The 15,123-nt window shown below is 59.3% G+C and carries 16 protein-coding genes and 1 tRNA gene; 9 read left to right on the top strand and 8 right to left on the bottom strand.

The window, feature by feature from the left end:
- Positions 1–17: 17 nt before the first annotated feature.
- Positions 18–332 carry a YkgJ family cysteine cluster protein gene (locus M2401_RS25040; protein ID WP_259107115.1) on the top strand — a complete coding sequence of 105 codons (315 nt, stop codon included), beginning with the start codon at positions 18–20 and terminating at the stop codon, positions 330–332.
- 113 nt (positions 333–445) lie between these two features.
- On the opposite strand, the gene M2401_RS25035 is transcribed toward M2401_RS25040, so the two are convergent.
- The 6 genes from M2401_RS25035 to hemA all read right to left on the bottom strand — a co-directional run bounded on the left by M2401_RS25035 (position 446) and on the right by hemA (position 5,836).
- Positions 446–964, bottom strand: a complete 519-nt coding sequence (locus M2401_RS25035) for an acyloxyacyl hydrolase (RefSeq protein WP_259107111.1) — start codon at positions 962–964, stop codon at positions 446–448.
- A gap of 124 nt (positions 965–1,088) precedes the next feature.
- Positions 1,089–1,889 carry a glutamate racemase gene (gene murI, locus M2401_RS25030; RefSeq protein WP_259107109.1) on the bottom strand — a complete coding sequence of 267 codons (801 nt, stop codon included), beginning with the start codon at positions 1,887–1,889 and terminating at the stop codon, positions 1,089–1,091.
- Complete coding sequence (locus tag M2401_RS25025) at positions 1,873–2,652, bottom strand: molybdopterin-synthase adenylyltransferase MoeB (RefSeq protein WP_259107108.1); 780 nt, start codon at positions 2,650–2,652, stop codon at positions 1,873–1,875. The genes murI and M2401_RS25025 overlap by 17 nt, the downstream gene beginning before the upstream one ends.
- Positions 2,646–3,479, bottom strand: coding sequence for a peptide chain release factor N(5)-glutamine methyltransferase (gene prmC / locus M2401_RS25020; RefSeq protein WP_259107107.1), 834 nt, complete (start codon positions 3,477–3,479; stop codon positions 2,646–2,648). The genes M2401_RS25025 and prmC overlap by 7 nt, the downstream gene beginning before the upstream one ends.
- Positions 3,480–4,562 (bottom strand): peptide chain release factor 1, encoded by a 1,083-nt coding sequence (gene prfA / locus M2401_RS25015; RefSeq protein WP_259107103.1) that lies wholly within the window; start codon positions 4,560–4,562, stop codon positions 3,480–3,482.
- A complete protein-coding gene (gene hemA, locus M2401_RS25010; protein ID WP_259107076.1) occupies positions 4,559–5,836 on the bottom strand; it encodes a glutamyl-tRNA reductase in 1,278 nt (425 codons plus the stop codon). Before hemA ends, prfA begins: the two co-directional genes overlap by 4 nt.
- Before the next feature lie 225 nt (positions 5,837–6,061).
- Between hemA and M2401_RS25005 the strand changes: the two genes are divergently transcribed.
- From M2401_RS25005 to ychF, 8 genes are all read left to right on the top strand, one after another.
- Positions 6,062–7,786 carry a tetratricopeptide repeat protein gene (locus M2401_RS25005; protein WP_259107073.1) on the top strand — a complete coding sequence of 575 codons (1,725 nt, stop codon included), beginning with the start codon at positions 6,062–6,064 and terminating at the stop codon, positions 7,784–7,786.
- 3 nt (positions 7,787–7,789) lie between these two features.
- Positions 7,790–8,416, top strand: a complete 627-nt coding sequence (gene lolB, locus M2401_RS25000; RefSeq protein ID WP_259107071.1) for a lipoprotein insertase outer membrane protein LolB — start codon at positions 7,790–7,792, stop codon at positions 8,414–8,416.
- Positions 8,417–8,418: 2 nt separating this feature from the next.
- Positions 8,419–9,270: a 4-(cytidine 5'-diphospho)-2-C-methyl-D-erythritol kinase gene (gene ispE / locus M2401_RS24995; RefSeq protein WP_259107068.1), complete on the top strand. Its 852-nt coding sequence runs from the start codon at positions 8,419–8,421 to the stop codon at positions 9,268–9,270.
- Positions 9,271–9,307: 37 nt separating this feature from the next.
- A tRNA-Gln gene (locus M2401_RS24990) sits at positions 9,308–9,382 on the top strand.
- A 47-nt stretch (positions 9,383–9,429) separates the two neighbouring features.
- The gene (locus M2401_RS24985) at positions 9,430–10,371 is read left to right on the top strand and encodes a ribose-phosphate pyrophosphokinase (protein ID WP_016971225.1); all 942 of its coding nucleotides are present in this window, start codon (positions 9,430–9,432) and stop codon (positions 10,369–10,371) included.
- Between the two features lie 136 nt (positions 10,372–10,507).
- Complete coding sequence (locus tag M2401_RS24980; protein WP_259107061.1) at positions 10,508–11,101, top strand: 50S ribosomal protein L25/general stress protein Ctc; 594 nt, start codon at positions 10,508–10,510, stop codon at positions 11,099–11,101.
- A gap of 43 nt (positions 11,102–11,144) precedes the next feature.
- A complete protein-coding gene (gene pth / locus M2401_RS24975) occupies positions 11,145–11,729 on the top strand; it encodes an aminoacyl-tRNA hydrolase (RefSeq protein WP_259107059.1) in 585 nt (194 codons plus the stop codon).
- Between the two features lie 21 nt (positions 11,730–11,750).
- Entirely contained in the window at positions 11,751–12,851 is a 1,101-nt protein-coding gene (gene ychF, locus M2401_RS24970; RefSeq protein ID WP_259107056.1) for a redox-regulated ATPase YchF, read from the top strand.
- Positions 12,852–12,979: 128 nt separating this feature from the next.
- Here ychF and M2401_RS24965 read toward each other — a convergent pair whose 3' ends face one another.
- Positions 12,980–14,164, bottom strand: coding sequence for a DUF5710 domain-containing protein (locus M2401_RS24965; RefSeq protein WP_259107054.1), 1,185 nt, complete (start codon positions 14,162–14,164; stop codon positions 12,980–12,982).
- 255 nt (positions 14,165–14,419) lie between these two features.
- Entirely contained in the window at positions 14,420–15,121 is a 702-nt protein-coding gene (locus tag M2401_RS24960) for an acetyltransferase (RefSeq protein WP_259107052.1), read from the bottom strand.
- Positions 15,122–15,123: the final 2 nt, after the last annotated feature.

Raw genomic sequence — 15,123 nt, 5'->3', positions numbered from 1 at the left:
CCCTACACTGCGCCGCTATGACCACGACCCTCATCCCCCTTTTGCCCGTTGCCACAGAGCCTGCCGTCACCTGCTCGACCTGTGCGGCGTGCTGCTGCCAGCTCGAAGTGATGCTGATCACCGACACCGGAGTGCCCGAACGCTTTATCGATGTCGATGACTGGGGCGGCGAAGTGATGCTGCGTCTGGACGACGGCTGGTGTGCGGCGCTGGATCGCGACAGCATGCTGTGCACGATCTATGACCGGCGGCCATTGATCTGCCGCGAGTTCGAGACGGGGTCAGATGAGTGTATGAATGAACGCCAGGGTATCGCTTCGGCATATATTTAGTTGCTCATGAACATGCTTGCCCGGACTAACCAAACCGTCCGGACGCACATATTCATGAAGCATTGATTACAGACAGCTAACAGACAGCCACTCTCTGTTTCTTACAGCAAACATCAGAACGGCATGGTGTAGTGTACGGCATAGCTTTCAATACCGTCATTAGGCTCTTTGATACCGGCGTTGGAATAATGCGTGGCGCGAATGCCGACTTCATGACCCCCAGCGAAACGCAGGCCGAAACCAATGCGGTCTTCGAAGTTGAAAGCCGTGCCCAGTTCCTTGTCTTCGATACGGTCATTGGAGAATACGGCGACCCCGATGCCTGCCTCGATGTACGGCTTGATCCGGTCACCGGCGAACTCGTAGACCAATACCGGAGAGAACGACAGACTGCTGACACTGGAGCGTTTGTCACCATCCCAATAGGTGTAGGCGCCGCTCCAGTAGCCGGTCAGACGCCCCACATCGCTCTGCATCCAGCTCTTGTCCCAATCGAGCTGCACACCCAGCCGATAGGTCATGTCCGACTGGCCGGTGGCGCCTACGGAAAACTCCACCCCATCGGCCAATGCCAGTGCACTTTGTCCCACACACGCAGCCGCAATCGCAGCCAAACAAAACAGTCGCTTCATCGGAAACATCCTATTTTTTGAACGCACTATCACGATATTTTTTTTGAAACAGTCATGCAGACGACTGTAGAAATCCGCCTTCACCGAATAGTTCAATCGGGCTGACGAATTTGTAACAGATTACTTACAGGCTAAAGCTTCGCACAGAGTCAGTGCTTTTCCATAGTGCCGGAAGGATTTTTCTGAATGAGTCCGTATCGCCGCTACTCCAGAACAGTGTTTCACGCGCAGGGCCCTGGGCAAGTAAATCCTGCTGTTGCAGCAGCCGCTGAAGTTGTCGGGCAACGGCGCCGCCAGTGTCGATCAGGCTGATCGAGTCGGGCACCATTTGCCGCAAAAGCGGTTTGAGGAATGGGTAATGGGTACAACCGAGAATGATGGTGTCGCAACCTTCGGCCAGTAATGGCTCTACATAGCTTTGCAGCAACTGGCGAATGGCAGGGCTCTGTACATCACCCGTTTCGATCAGTTCGACCAGACCGGGGCATGGCTGGGTCACTACCCTTACGTCGGTGGCGAAGCGATCGAGCAAGGCGGCGAACTTGGCACTTTTCAGAGTGCCGGTAGTGGCCAGCACGCCGACCACGCCACTGCGGGTCGCCGCTGCGGCCGGCTTGACCGCAGGCTCCATCGCCACCAGCGGCCAGTCGGGATAACGCAGGCGCAGTTCGGCGGCAGCGGCCACGGTCGCGGTATTGCAGGCGATGACCAACGCCTTGGCGCGTTGCTGATGGAAGAATTCGGCGATGAGCGCGCAACGCTGGCGAATGAACTCGGGGCTTTTTTCGCCGTAGGGAATGTGTCCGCAATCGGCAACATACAGCAGTGATTCATTGGGCAGCAGGCGGTTGATCTCACCCAGTACCGACAGGCCGCCGACACCAGAATCGAACACGGCAACCGGAGCGTCACTGGCTTTGGTCATGGCTGCCCTGATGATGAATGGCCTGGCAGACGCTGCATTGCGGGTCGCGGCGCACTTTCAGTTCACGGAACCGTGTAGTCAGGGCATCGATCAGCAGCAGCCGCCCGACCAGGGTTTCACCGAAGCCCGCCAACAGCTTCAGGGCTTCGAGCGCTTGCAGGCTGCCAACCAGCCCCACCAGCGGGCCGACCACGCCGGCCTCGCTGCACGTCAGCTCCGCTTCGCTGCCATGCCCATACAGGCAGTGGTAGCACGGGCTGTCTTCGCGACGTGGGTCGAATACCGACAGTTGCCCTTCCAGGCGAATCGCCGCACCGCTGACCAATGGCTTGCGCGCCGCGACGCAGGCGGCATTCACTGCTTCGCGGGTGCCGAAGTTGTCCGAGCAATCGAGCACCACATCGACAGCAGCCACCGCTGCGGCCAGGGAGTCGGCATCCAGCGCCGTGCGATGGGGCACCAGTGTGATGCCTGGATTGATCGCACTGAGCCGGACCATGGCCGAATCGACCTTGGCCTGGCCGACGCTATGGCTATCGTGCAGGATCTGCCGTTGCAGATTGGTCAGGTCCACCGTATCGAAGTCGGCCAGGTGCAACTCGCCCACTCCGGCTGCGGCCAGGTACAGCGCCACGGGCGACCCCAGGCCGCCCATGCCGATGATCAGCGCGCGCCCCTGTTTGAGACGCAACTGACCGTCGATATCGATGTGTTGCAGCAGAATCTGGCGGCTGTAGCGCAGCAGTTCGGCGTCTGTCAGCACGGCAGGTGCCCGAAGGTAATACGTTCGTGATCACCCAGGTCACGCCGGGTTTTGACCCGCTCGAAACCATGCTGGACCAACAGCTCGCGCACGGCGGCACCCTGATCGTAACCATGTTCGAGCAGCAGCCAGCCATCGCTGTTCAGGTGCTGCGGCGCCTGGGCGATGATTTGCCGCAGGTCGTCAAGGCCATCAGTGCCCGCAACCAAAGCGCTGCTCGGCTCGAAACGCACATCGCCCTGGGCCAGATGCGGATCGCTGCTGGCGATATACGGCGGGTTACTGATGATCAGGTCGAAGCGCTGGCCTTCCAGGGCACTGAACCACTGGCTTTCCAGCACCGTGACGTTATCCAGATGCAGGCGCTTGCGGTTGCGCTCGGCCAGGGCCAAGGCTTCGGGCACGCGGTCCACGGCCGTGACGTTCCACACCGGCCGCTCGTTGGCCAGGGCCAGGGCAATGGCGCCGCTGCCGGTGCCCAGGTCAAGCAACGATACGGTGGCAAAACCCGGCACCAGTTCCAGCGCGGCTTCGACCAGCATTTCGGTCTCGGGACGCGGGATCAGGGTGTGGGGTGCCACATCCAGATCCAGCTTCCAGAAGCCCTGCTGGCCGAGGATATAAGCCACCGGCTCGCCGGTCAGGCGGCGCTTGAGGTAATCGGCGAAAGTCTGCGCCGCCTCGGTGCTGACGATGCGCTCAGGCCAGGTGTGCAGGAAGCTGCGCGGCTTGCCCAGGGCAGCGGCCAGCAACAGTTCGGCATCCAGACGCGCGGTCGGCGAATCGGGGAGTTCGGCATTTCTTAACAAACTGGCAATGATGGTCATTTACTCACCCAGAGCCGCAAGTTGGTCAGCCTGATATTCAGCGAGCAGCGGTTCTATCACTGCATCGACCCCACCGGCCAGAACTTCATCCAGCGAATACAAAGTGAGGTTGACGCGGTGATCCGTGACTCGCCCTTGAGGGAAGTTATAGGTACGAATGCGCTCGGAGCGATCCCCCGAGCCGACCAGCAGCTTACGCTCGCTGGCAATGGCGTTGGCAGCGGCGCTGGTCTGCTGATCGTTGAGCTTGGCCGACAGCCAGGACATGGCCCGCGCACGGTTCTTGTGCTGGGAACGCTCTTCCTGGCACTCGACGACAATACCCGACGGCAAGTGGGTAATGCGGATCGCCGAGTCGGTTTTGTTGACGTGCTGACCACCGGCACCGGACGAACGATAAGTGTCGACGCGCAAATCCGCCGGGTTGATCTCGATGGCCTGTTGCTCATCGGGCTCGGGCAACACGGCCACGGTGCAGGCCGAGGTATGGATACGGCCCTGGGATTCGGTTTCCGGCACGCGCTGCACGCGGTGGGCGCCGGATTCGAACTTGAGCTTGCCGTAGACATTCTCGCCTTCGACCCGGGCAATGACTTCCTTGAAGCCGCCATGCTCGCCTTCGTTTTCCGACAGCACTTCAACGCGCCAGCCACGACGCTCAGCGTAGCGCGAGTACATGCGGAACAGGTCGCCGGAGAAAATCGCCGCCTCGTCACCGCCGGTACCGGCACGGATTTCGAGGAACACGTTGCGACCGTCGTTGGGGTCCTTGGGCAACAGCATGCGTTGCAGATTGCTTTCCAGTTCGACCAGTTGTTCCTTGGCCTCGCGCACTTCCTCGACCGCCATTTCGCGCATGTCGGGGTCGTTGTCCTTGAGCAGCGCCTGGGCGCCTTCGAGGTCCGACTGCACCTTGAGCAGTTGACGGTAAGCCTCGATAACCGGCTCGACTTCGGCGTATTCACGGGAATAGGCGCGGAACCTGGTCTGGTCGGAAATGACTTCGCCGTCGCCGAGCAACGCGGTCAGTTCCTCGAAACGGTCGCTGAGCACATCCAGCTTATTGAGCAGTGAAGCTTTCATTGCGGGGTTTTATCCGTCGAGCCCTCGTTGAGGGCAAATAATTCCTGGGCCATGGCCAGCGCGTCGAAGCGACCTTCGGCAGACAGTTTCTTCAACTGTACGCTGGGGGCATGCAGCAGTTTATTGGTCAGGCCACGGGCCAGTTGCGCCAGTACTTCTTCAGCATTGCCGCCGTTGGCCAGGGATCGCTGGGCCTTGGCCAGCTCCTCGTCGCGCAGGCGTTCGCTTTGCTGGCGATAGGCGCGCAAGACGTCGACGGCAGCCAGTTCGCGCAAGCGCGACATAAAGTCGTCGGCGCCGATGCTGACCATTTCTTCGGCGGCCTGAGCCGCGCCCTGGCGACTCTTGAGGTTTTCGGCGACCACCTCGTGCAGGTCATCGACGCTGTAAAGGTAGACGTCATCGAGCTCGCCGACTTCCGGTTCAATGTCCCGGGGCACGGCGATATCGACCATGAAGATCGGTTTGTGTTTGCGCAGTTTGAGCGCGCTTTCCACCGCGCCCTTACCCAGGATCGGCAACTGACTGGCGGTGGAGCTGATCACGATGTCGCTGTTGACCAGTTCGGCCGGGATATCCGAGAGCAATACGGCGTGGGCACCAAACTCGGCAGCCAGCAGACTGGCACGCTCCAGGGTCCGGTTGGCCACCACGATGCGCTTGACCCCCAGGTCATGCAAGTGGCGCGCAACCAGAGTGATGGTCTCGCCGGCGCCAATCAGCAGAGCCTGGCTGCGTTGCAGGTCGCTGAAAATCTGCTTGGCCAGGCTGACGGCGGCAAACGCCACGGACACCGGGTTTTCGCCGATGGCGGTATCGGTGCGCACCTGCTTGGCCGCATTGAATGTCGCCTGAAACAACCGCCCCAGCAGCGGGCCGACAGTGCCGGCTTCCCGCGCCACGGCGTAGGCCGATTTCATCTGGCCGAGAATCTGCGGTTCGCCCAGCACCAGAGAATCGAGCCCCGAGGCCACGCGCATCATGTGACGAACTGCCGCATCGTTCTCGTGCACATAAGCACTGGCGCGCAGTTCTTCGAGGTTCAAATGGTGATAATGGGCCAGCCACGCGAGGATCGCTTCGGCTTCAAGCTGATCATGTTCGATGTACAGCTCGCTGCGATTGCAGGTCGAAAGGATCGCGGCTTCGCGACTGTCGGTGATCCGACAGAGCTGCTGCAACGCTTCAACCAGCTGCTCTGGCGTAAATGCCACGCGCTCGCGGACGTCTACCGAGGCAGTCTTATGGTTGATACCAAGTGCAAGGAAGGCCATTCAAGGTCGCTGATGGTGACGTGAAGCCGGCAATTGTCCTACTTCAAAAGGTTCAGAACAACTACCGCTGACTATTGTCCCTATAGAACGGATCGGGAAATGCCATCATTTTGCCCTGCAGATGGGCTACAAATGGCTATCCCGTAGTTTTCCAAGCGGCTGTGGGTTTGCTCCCAGCCTTGTGTCATGATGCTCAAACCGCAGGTAAGTCGTCCCTTCTTATATATGAATAGATCCTCCGCGTTATTCCTCGCCCTTGCCCTTCTTGGCGGCTGCCAGAACATGGCTGCCGATTCGCCGTCCGTCCCGGCGCAGCAAGACGCGCCGCCTGCGCCTGCCGCCAAGCCGCAGGTGTATGGCTCGTTCACCCAGGAGACTCTGGTCAGCCTGTTGAGCGCGGAGCTGGCAGGCCAGCGCAATCGCTTCGACCTGGCCCTGGACAAGTACGTCACCCAGGCGATCAAGACCCAGGACCCTGGTGTTTCCGAGCGCGCCTACCGTATCGCCGAATACCTGGGTGCCGATCAGGCCGCCCTGGATACCGCGCTGATCTGGTCGCGCAATGACCCGGACAACCTCGAAGCCCAGCGCGTAGCCGCCATTCAACTGGCCCGCGCCGGTCGCTACGACGACTCGATGATGTACATGGAAAAAGTCCTGCAAGGTCAGGGCGACACCCATTTCGATTTCCTCGCCCTGTCGGCGGCGGAAACCGATTCCAATACCCGCAACGGCCTGCTGACCAGTTTCGACCGCCTGCTGGGCAAATATCCGAAAAACGGCCAGTTGATCTTCGGCAAGGCGCTGTTGCTGCAACAGAACGGCGATGCCGATAAAGCCCTCAAGCTGCTCGAAGACAACCCGCCCAAGCCGGGTGAAGTTGCGCCGATCCTGCTCCACGCCCGCCTGCTGCAAGGCCTGGACCGGGGTAAGGAAGCGCTGCCGCTGCTGGAAAAAAGCATCAAGAAATACCCGGACGACAAGCGCCTGCGCCTGAGCTACGCCCGCGCGCTGGTCGAACAGAATCGCATGGAAGACGCCAAGACCCAGTTCTCCAATCTGGTGCAGCAGTTCCCTGATGATGATGAACTGCGCTTCTCCCTGGCACTGGTCTGCCTGGAAGCCAAGGCCTGGGACGAAGCGGCCGGCTACCTGCAGGAACTGGTCGAGCGCGGTGCCCACGTCGATTCGGCGCACCTCAACCTGGGGCGCATCTACGAAGAGCGCAACGATCCGCAGCAGGCTTTGGGTGAATACGCCCAGGTCGGCCCCGGCAGTGACTATCTGCCAGCGCAACTGCGCCAGAGCGATATCCTGATGAGCAACGGCAGTGCTGCCGAAGCGTCCAAGCGCCTGGCCGAAGCCCGTGAAGCCAACCCTGATTATGCGATCCAGCTGTACCTGATCGAGGCCGAAACCCAGGTCAACAACAATCAGGGCGAACGTGGCTGGCAGACGCTCAACACCGCGCTCAAACAGTACCCTGACGACCTGAACCTGCTCTACACCCGTGCCATGCTCGCGGAAAAACGCGATGACCTGACTCAGACCGAGAAAGACCTGCGGGCGATTCTCAAGCGCGAGCCGGAAAACGCCATGGCGCTCAACGCCCTGGGCTACACCCTGTCCGACCGCACCACACGCTATGCCGAAGCCAAGGAACTGATCCAGAAGGCCCACGACCTCAATCCGGAAGATCCGGCGGTGCTCGACAGTCTGGGCTGGGTCAACTATCGCCTGGGCAACCTCGACGAAGCCGAACGCCTGCTGCGTCAGGCCCTGGAACGCTTTCCGGACCACGAAGTCGCCGCGCACCTGGGTGAAGTCCTGTGGACCAAAGGCGAGCAACGCGAAGCCCGCAAGGTGTGGAGCAAGGCCCTCGAACAACAACCTGACAGCCCCGTCCTGCGCAGCACCATCAAGCGCCTGACCGGCTCCGAGACCCTCTGATTTATGTTTTTGCGCCACGTTCGCCACGTTATCGCTCTCAGCCTGATCGCCCTGCTCGCCGGTTGCGCGGGGCTTACCTCCCACGAATCGCTGCAAGGCCAGGGCAACCCGGCCCAGTGGAATGCCCACAAGACCCAGCTGAGCAGCCTCGACGGCTGGCAGATCAACGGCAAGGTCGGCATCCGCGCCCCCAAGGACTCGGGTAGCGGCACGCTGTTCTGGCTGCAACGCCAGGATTACTACGATATCCGCTTGTCCGGCCCACTGGGTCGCGGCGCCGCACGCCTGACCGGGCGCCCCGGTGCCGTGTCGCTGGAAGTGGCCAACCAGGGCCGCTTCGAAGCCAAGGACCCGGAAACCCTGCTTGAAGAACAGTTGGGCTGGAAACTGCCGGTATCCCATCTGGTCTGGTGGGTCCGCGGCCTTCCCGCGCCGGATACCAAGAGTCGCCTGACCCTCGATGGTGACAGCCGCCTGGCCAGCCTCGAGCAGGATGGCTGGCAGGTCGAATACCTCAGCTACGTGGAACAGAACGGCTACTGGCTGCCCGAGCGCATCAAGCTGCATGGCCAGGATCTCGATGTCACAGTGGTGGTCAAGGACTGGCAGCCACGCAAACTGGGGCAATAAGCATGAGCCAGCCACGCCTGACCCTGCCCGCCCCGGCCAAGCTCAACCTGATGTTGCACATCCTGGGCCGTCGTCCTGACGGCTATCACGAACTGCAAACCCTGTTTCAGTTTCTCGATTACGGCGACGAACTTTCCTTCGCCGTACGCGAGGACGGCGAAATCCGCCTGCAGACCGATGTCCCCGGCGTGCCCCACGACAGCAATCTGATCGTCAAGGCCGCCCGCGCCCTGCAAAAACAATCCGCTTGCCCGCTCGGCATGGACATCTGGCTGGAAAAACGTCTGCCCATGGGCGGCGGTATCGGTGGCGGCAGTTCCGATGCGGCCACCACTTTGCTGGCGCTCAATCATTTGTGGAAGCTGGACTGGAGCGAGGATCAGCTCGCCGCTCTGGGCCTGACCCTAGGTGCCGATGTGCCGGTTTTCGTCCGTGGCCACGCGGCTTTTGCCGAAGGTGTGGGTGAAATCCTCACCCCGGAAAACCCCGAAGAACCGTGGTATCTGGTGCTCGTACCGCAAGTCTCTGTAAGTACAGCAGAAATTTTTTCAGATCCACTGTTGACACGCGACACACCTCCCATTAAAGTGCGCCCCGTTCCCAAGGGAAACAGTCGAAATGACTGCTTACCGGTTGTAGCAAGGCGTTATCCAGATGTACGTAACGCTTTGAATTTGTTAGGTAAATTTACCGAAGCAAAATTAACCGGAACTGGAAGTTGTGTGTTTGGGGCCTTCCCAAACAAAGCTGAAGCTGATAAAGTCTCGGCCCTTCTTACAGAGACCCTTACAGGGTTTGTAGCAAAGGGAAGCAACGTTTCGATGTTGCATCGCAAGTTACAAAGTCTGCTCTAAAAGGAACCGAGTACTGGGTACTCGTTGCAACAGATACAGGGGCGTCGCCAAGCGGTAAGGCAGCAGGTTTTGATCCTGCCATGCGTTGGTTCGAATCCAGCCGCCCCTGCCATTTTCCTATACTCATCCAGGTATACCCTCAGCCTTCAGGTACTGCGCGTGTCCAAGATGATGGTCTTTACGGGGAACGCTAACCCCGATCTGGCTCGACGTGTCGTACGTCAGCTGCATATTCCTCTCGGTGATATTTCTGTCGGTAAGTTCTCCGACGGCGAAATTACTGCGGAAATCAATGAAAACGTTCGCGGTAAAGACGTCTTCATTATTCAGCCGACTTGCGCTCCGACCAACGATAACCTGATGGAACTCGTCGTGATGGCTGATGCCTTCCGCCGCTCCTCAGCGACTCGAATCACAGCTGTTATTCCTTACTTTGGTTATGCCCGTCAGGATCGCCGTCCGCGTTCCGCACGTGTGGCAATAAGCGCGAAAGTCGTCGCTGACATGCTCACCGTAGTCGGCATCGACCGTGTTCTCACGGTTGATCTGCATGCTGACCAGATTCAGGGTTTCTTCGATATTCCGGTAGATAACATCTACGGCTCCCCGGTTCTGGTGGATGACATTGAAGATCAGCGCTTTGAAAACCTGATGATCGTATCCCCGGATATCGGTGGCGTCGTGCGTGCACGAGCTGTTGCCAAATCCCTGGGCGTCGATCTCGGGATCATCGACAAACGCCGCGAGAAAGCCAATCACTCTGAAGTGATGCATATCATCGGCGACGTCGAAGGGCGTACCTGCATTCTGGTTGATGACATGGTCGATACCGCCGGCACTCTGTGCCACGCGGCCAAGGCCCTGAAAGAGCATGGCGCTGCCAAGGTATTCGCGTATTGCACACACCCTGTATTGTCGGGTCGTGCAATCGAGAACATCGAAAACTCAGTGCTGGACGAACTGGTGGTGACCAACACCATCCCGTTGTCCGCTGCTGCACAAGCCTGTAGCCGTATCCGTCAACTGGATATCGCACCGGTTGTCGCTGAGGCGGTCCGCCGCATCAGCAATGAAGAATCGATCAGCGCGATGTTCCGCTAAGGGCCCTGCCCTTCGCCCATCCCGTTGACGAAAAGCGCCCCGCCCCGACATTCCGTCGGGGCGGGGCTTTTTTGCCCATATCGTCCTGGCGTCGGTCGCAAACGCCAGTCGAATGTGGCTAATTTGGAGATACAACATGAACGATTTTACCCTGAATGCTGAAGTGCGTTCCGACCTGGGGAAAGGTGCGAGCCGCCGCCTGCGTCGTCTCGCAAGCCTGGTTCCAGCTGTAGTCTACGGCGGCGAAAAAGCCCCTGAGTCCATCAGCATGCTGGCCAAAGAAGTTGCCAAACTGCTCGAAAACGAAGCGGCTTACAGCCACATCATCGAGCTGAACATCGGTGGCACCAAGCAAAACGTCGTCATCAAAGCCCTGCAGCGTCACCCGGCCAAAGGCCACGTGCTGCACGCTGACTTCGTCCGCGTTGTTGCTGGTCAGAAACTGACCGCTCACGTTCCATTGCACTTCATCAACGAAGCTGCTCCGGTCAAGAAAGGCGGCGAAATTTCGCACGTTGTTGCTGAAGTTGAAGTGACCTGCCTGCCGAAAGACCTGCCTGAGTTCATCGAAGTCGACCTGAACAACGCTGAAATCGGCGACATCGTTCACCTGTCCGACGTCAAGGCCCCTAAAGGCGTTGAATTCGTTGCACTGGCGCACGGTAACGACCTGGCTGTTGCCAACGTTCACGCTCCACGCGTAGCACCAACCGAAGACGCTGCCGAGTAATCCACTCGCCATTGTCAGAAGTTGCTGAAGAAGGGCCCCTGTCGTGACCGCCATACAACTGATCGTTGGCCTGGGAAATCCAGGCACTGAATACGAACAGACCCGGCATAACGCAGGGGCTCTTTTCGTTGAGCGTATCGCTGCGGCGCAACGAGTCAATCTCGTCGCCGAGCGCAAATTCTTCGGCCTGACCGGGCGCTTCACGCACCAGGGTCAGGATGTTCGTCTGCTGATACCCACCACCTACATGAACCGCAGCGGCCAGGCCGTAGCGGCTCTCGCCGGTTTCTACCGCATCCCGGTAGACGCGATCCTGGTGGCGCATGACGAACTGGACTTGCCTCCGGGCGTTGCCAAGCTCAAGGTTGGCGGCGGCCATGGCGGTCATAACGGGTTGCGCGACATCATTGCGCAGCTCGGCAACCAGAACACCTTCCATCGCTTGCGGCTTGGCATTGGCCACCCGGGCGATGCCAGCAAGGTCTCCGGTTTTGTCCTGGGTCGAGCGCCGCGCGCCGAACAGGAAAAACTGGACGCCAGCATCGACTTTGCCCTCGGCGTGCTGCCGGATATCTTCGCCGGTGAATGGAACCGGGCGATGAAAAACCTGCACAGCCAGAAGGCCTGACACCACTCGAGGGGAAACACCATGGGATTCAATTGCGGCATCGTCGGCCTGCCCAACGTCGGCAAGTCCACCCTGTTCAACGCCCTGACCAAATCCGGTATCGCGGCGGAGAACTTTCCCTTCTGCACCATCGAACCGAACAGCGGCATCGTACCGATGCCCGACCCGCGCCTGGATGCCCTGGCCGCGATCGTCAATCCAAAGCGCATCCTGCCGACCACCATGGAGTTCGTCGACATCGCCGGCCTCGTGGCGGGCGCGTCCAAGGGTGAAGGCCTGGGCAACAAGTTCCTCGCCAACATCCGTGAGACCGATGCCATCGCCCACGTGGTCCGCTGCTTCGAGGATGACAACGTCATCCACGTCGCCAACAGCGTCGACCCCAAGCGCGATATCGAAATCATCGACCTGGAACTGATCTTCGCCGACCTCGACAGCTGCGAGAAGCAACTGCAGAAAGTCGCGCGCAACGCCAAGGGCGGCGACAAGGATGCCGTGGTCCAGAAGGGCCTGCTGGAGCAGTTGATCAACCACTTCACCGAAGGCAAGCCAGCGCGCAGCCTGATGAAAAACATGAGCGCCGACGAGAAGCAGGTCATCCGTGGCTTCCACCTGCTGACCACCAAGCCGGTCATGTACATCGCCAACGTCGCCGAAGACGGTTTCGAGAACAACCCGTTGCTGGACGTGGTGAAAGCCATTGCCGACGAAGAAGGCGCGATCGTGGTGCCGGTGTGCAACAAGATCGAAGCGGAAATCGCCGAGCTCGATGACGGCGAAGAGAAAGACATGTTCCTCGAAGCCCTGGGCCTCGAAGAGCCTGGCCTGAACCGCGTGATCCGCGCAGGCTACGAAATGCTCAACCTGCAGACCTACTTCACTGCTGGTGTCGAAGAAGTCCGCGCCTGGACCGTAAAAGTCGGCGCTACCGCGCCACAGGCGGCCGGCGTAATCCACACCGACTTCGAAAAAGGCTTTATCCGCGCCGAGTGCATCGCCTACAACGACTTCATCCAGTACAAGGGTGAAGCCGGAACCAAGGAAGCCGGTAAATGGCGCCTGGAAGGCAAGGACTACATCGTCAAAGACGGTGACGTGCTGCACTTCCGCTTTAACGTCTGATTGGCACATCCGGTTTCAAGGTGTTCGCTGAAACACCGAGAAACCGGAGAACCCTCAACAAAACCGCGCCTGTCGCGGTTTTGCTGTTTCTGGGGGGTGCATTTGGTTTATGCGGCAGATTGTTCGGTTCATTCAACCCGTTCGATGGTCGCTTGCTTACGCAGCGCAGCCCTGATCAAACGCTCTCGACTGAAGCGCTGCCAAGTCAGGGCTTCTACCCTCTCCCGCACTGCCAGTTCTACACTCGCCCCCTCTCGTCCAAGCTGAATCAAGTCCTGGAATAAAGGCTCAGTCAGTAGTTCGGGCGTCTCAATTTCGGCCTGGGTGGCTGACGCGGCATATTTTTCGACGGTCGCCCTGGTTTTCACGCCCAGCGATTCGGCAATGGACTCCCACGCAACATCGCTGGAAAGCGCACTCCTGGCCGCCGACCATTTCACGTAGTTATTAATGAGCTTCGCCAATGGCCACATCCCGGAGTTCAACTCTTTGAAGATCGCGCGGTACATCGTCAGCTCCGCTTTGTGCTGGGCAATAAAGGCCGCACAAGCGGCGCGGTTCTCACGCTCGAGCGAAGACATCGGGATACAAAGCTTCTGTGAGATCTCACGAGCCAGGTGCAATTGCTCGCGCAGGGGATATTTCACCGAGTCAGGAGTGTAGCTATCCAGATAAGCGAACACCTGCAGGGAAAGCCTGCTATCCCGGTGGGGCACCGGGGCGTGATCAGCCAGATGAGCCATCAGCTTTTCGCAGCTCGCAGGCAGCTGAACTTCGAGGGTCTGATTGCCTACGGTAAGCAGGCCGACGCAGTACGAGGGGCTGCTCCCATCGAGATCATCATGATCAGCGGCATCGAGGGGCCAACTGTCGTCGTCCTTCCCGAGTACGCCCTGATAAATACGATTCTCGCGCATGAAACCCAGCGTGTCAGCGGGCTTGCCGGAAAGGTAACGACACCCGTCCTGATAATGACCCTCTGCAACAGCCGAAGCCGCACGACCTTCCAGATCAGCCCGTAGAAATGCTCCCCACAGGCCGCCCGGAAGCATCAACAGCATCCACTCCGCAAATTCGCAGGTCTGAGACATCAGCTCCACAGACGTCCTGTCGTCATCCGTCGAGGCGAAGGCAGGCAGTGACTCAATAACCTCCTCGGGTGTTGGCTGGAATGGAAGCCAGCGTTCGAGTTCCTTACACATGAATGCTTCGGTGGTCCACCAGACACGTTTTTCATCGTCCCACTCTACGTAGAACTTCTTTGCCTCATCCTTTTCTTCGAAGGGAACCGCTAAATCTATACGCTTGGACATTTCCATTATCCCGCCAGGTTGCACACGCTCATGAGGCACGAGGGCGAAGCGACGGCATTTGTCGTTAGAGCGTTCGTGCACTCACAGTGGGTGCCCAGACTAAGTGGCAGATTCTGCAGTCGTAAAACCTAAATCGAAGACAAAGTATTTCTACCCGGTCCCCCAAGACAAAACTGATAACACTCTTTGCCCAACGTCGAATGTGACAAGCGGTAAAAGCCCCGCACCCACCCAATGAGCCGGGCTTTTTCGTTTCTATGACGATTGAAAACCTGTCACTTGCTGCGCCGTGCGCTCACCCTTGCGCGCCGGATTGCCGACATACACCCCATCGGCTTCGGTATCACGCAAAACCACAGCACCTGCCCCCACGAAGGTGCGTTCGGCAATCTGTATGCCGTCGCGCAATATAGCGCCCAAGCCGATAAACGCCTGCTCGCCTATCCGCACATTGCCGCCCAGGGTGACCCCCGCCGCGACAAAGGCATGATCGGCCACCTGACAATGATGGGAGATATGCGTGCCGCTGCGGATGATCACGTTGCTGCCGATGCGGGCAAACGGCTGGATGATGGCGTGTTCGTAGATCAGCGTGTTTTCACCGACTTGCAGATCCGGCCAGGTACTGGCGCGGCTGGAGACGTAGCTGATGAATTGATAACCCATGGCCTTGGCCTGCAGATAGCGCTCGCGGCGCAGGCCGTTGATGGCGTGGTAACCCAGTGGCAGGAGCAGACGCACTTTGTCCGGTGGGTAGTGTTCCAGGAGCTGCTCGAATGGCACCACGGGCAAACCTTCGTGGCTGCCATTGCTCAGGTAAGCCGCATCGACGGTGAAGGCGCGTACGCGCCAGGGGCTGTCGTGGGTCAGGCAGAACCAGGCCAGGCTGGCGAAGGTATCAGCGCCAAACAGGACAACATCGTTGGAGCTGACCAGGGCTGCGTCATTGGTATGCATGG

The organism is Pseudomonas sp. JUb42 (assembly GCF_024807945.1).
Lineage (GTDB): Bacteria > Pseudomonadota > Gammaproteobacteria > Pseudomonadales > Pseudomonadaceae > Aquipseudomonas.
The sequence above is the reverse complement of the archived record's forward strand: the minus strand, read 5'-3'. Positions and strand labels throughout refer to the sequence as shown.

What these genes read in the sequence shown, in the direction of transcription:
- ispE (WP_259107068.1), top strand. Translation starts at nt 8,419, where the DNA reads ATGAGCCAGCCACGCCTGACCCTGCCCGCCCCGGCCAAGCTCAACCTG.
- M2401_RS24960 (WP_259107052.1), bottom strand. Translation starts at nt 15,121, where the DNA reads ATGCATACCAATGACGCAGCCCTGGTCAGCTCCAACGATGTTGTCCTG.
- prmC (WP_259107107.1), bottom strand. Translation starts at nt 3,479, where the DNA reads ATGACCATCATTGCCAGTTTGTTAAGAAATGCCGAACTCCCCGATTCG.
- M2401_RS25005 (WP_259107073.1), top strand. Translation starts at nt 6,062, where the DNA reads ATGAATAGATCCTCCGCGTTATTCCTCGCCCTTGCCCTTCTTGGCGGC.
- M2401_RS25040 (WP_259107115.1), top strand. Translation starts at nt 18, where the DNA reads ATGACCACGACCCTCATCCCCCTTTTGCCCGTTGCCACAGAGCCTGCC.
- prfA (WP_259107103.1), bottom strand. Translation starts at nt 4,562, where the DNA reads ATGAAAGCTTCACTGCTCAATAAGCTGGATGTGCTCAGCGACCGTTTC.
- ychF (WP_259107056.1), top strand. Translation starts at nt 11,751, where the DNA reads ATGGGATTCAATTGCGGCATCGTCGGCCTGCCCAACGTCGGCAAGTCC.
- M2401_RS24965 (WP_259107054.1), bottom strand. Translation starts at nt 14,164, where the DNA reads ATGTCCAAGCGTATAGATTTAGCGGTTCCCTTCGAAGAAAAGGATGAG.
- hemA (WP_259107076.1), bottom strand. Translation starts at nt 5,836, where the DNA reads ATGGCCTTCCTTGCACTTGGTATCAACCATAAGACTGCCTCGGTAGAC.
- M2401_RS24980 (WP_259107061.1), top strand. Translation starts at nt 10,508, where the DNA reads ATGAACGATTTTACCCTGAATGCTGAAGTGCGTTCCGACCTGGGGAAA.
- murI (WP_259107109.1), bottom strand. Translation starts at nt 1,889, where the DNA reads ATGACCAAAGCCAGTGACGCTCCGGTTGCCGTGTTCGATTCTGGTGTC.
- M2401_RS25035 (WP_259107111.1), bottom strand. Translation starts at nt 964, where the DNA reads ATGAAGCGACTGTTTTGTTTGGCTGCGATTGCGGCTGCGTGTGTGGGA.
- lolB (WP_259107071.1), top strand. Translation starts at nt 7,790, where the DNA reads ATGTTTTTGCGCCACGTTCGCCACGTTATCGCTCTCAGCCTGATCGCC.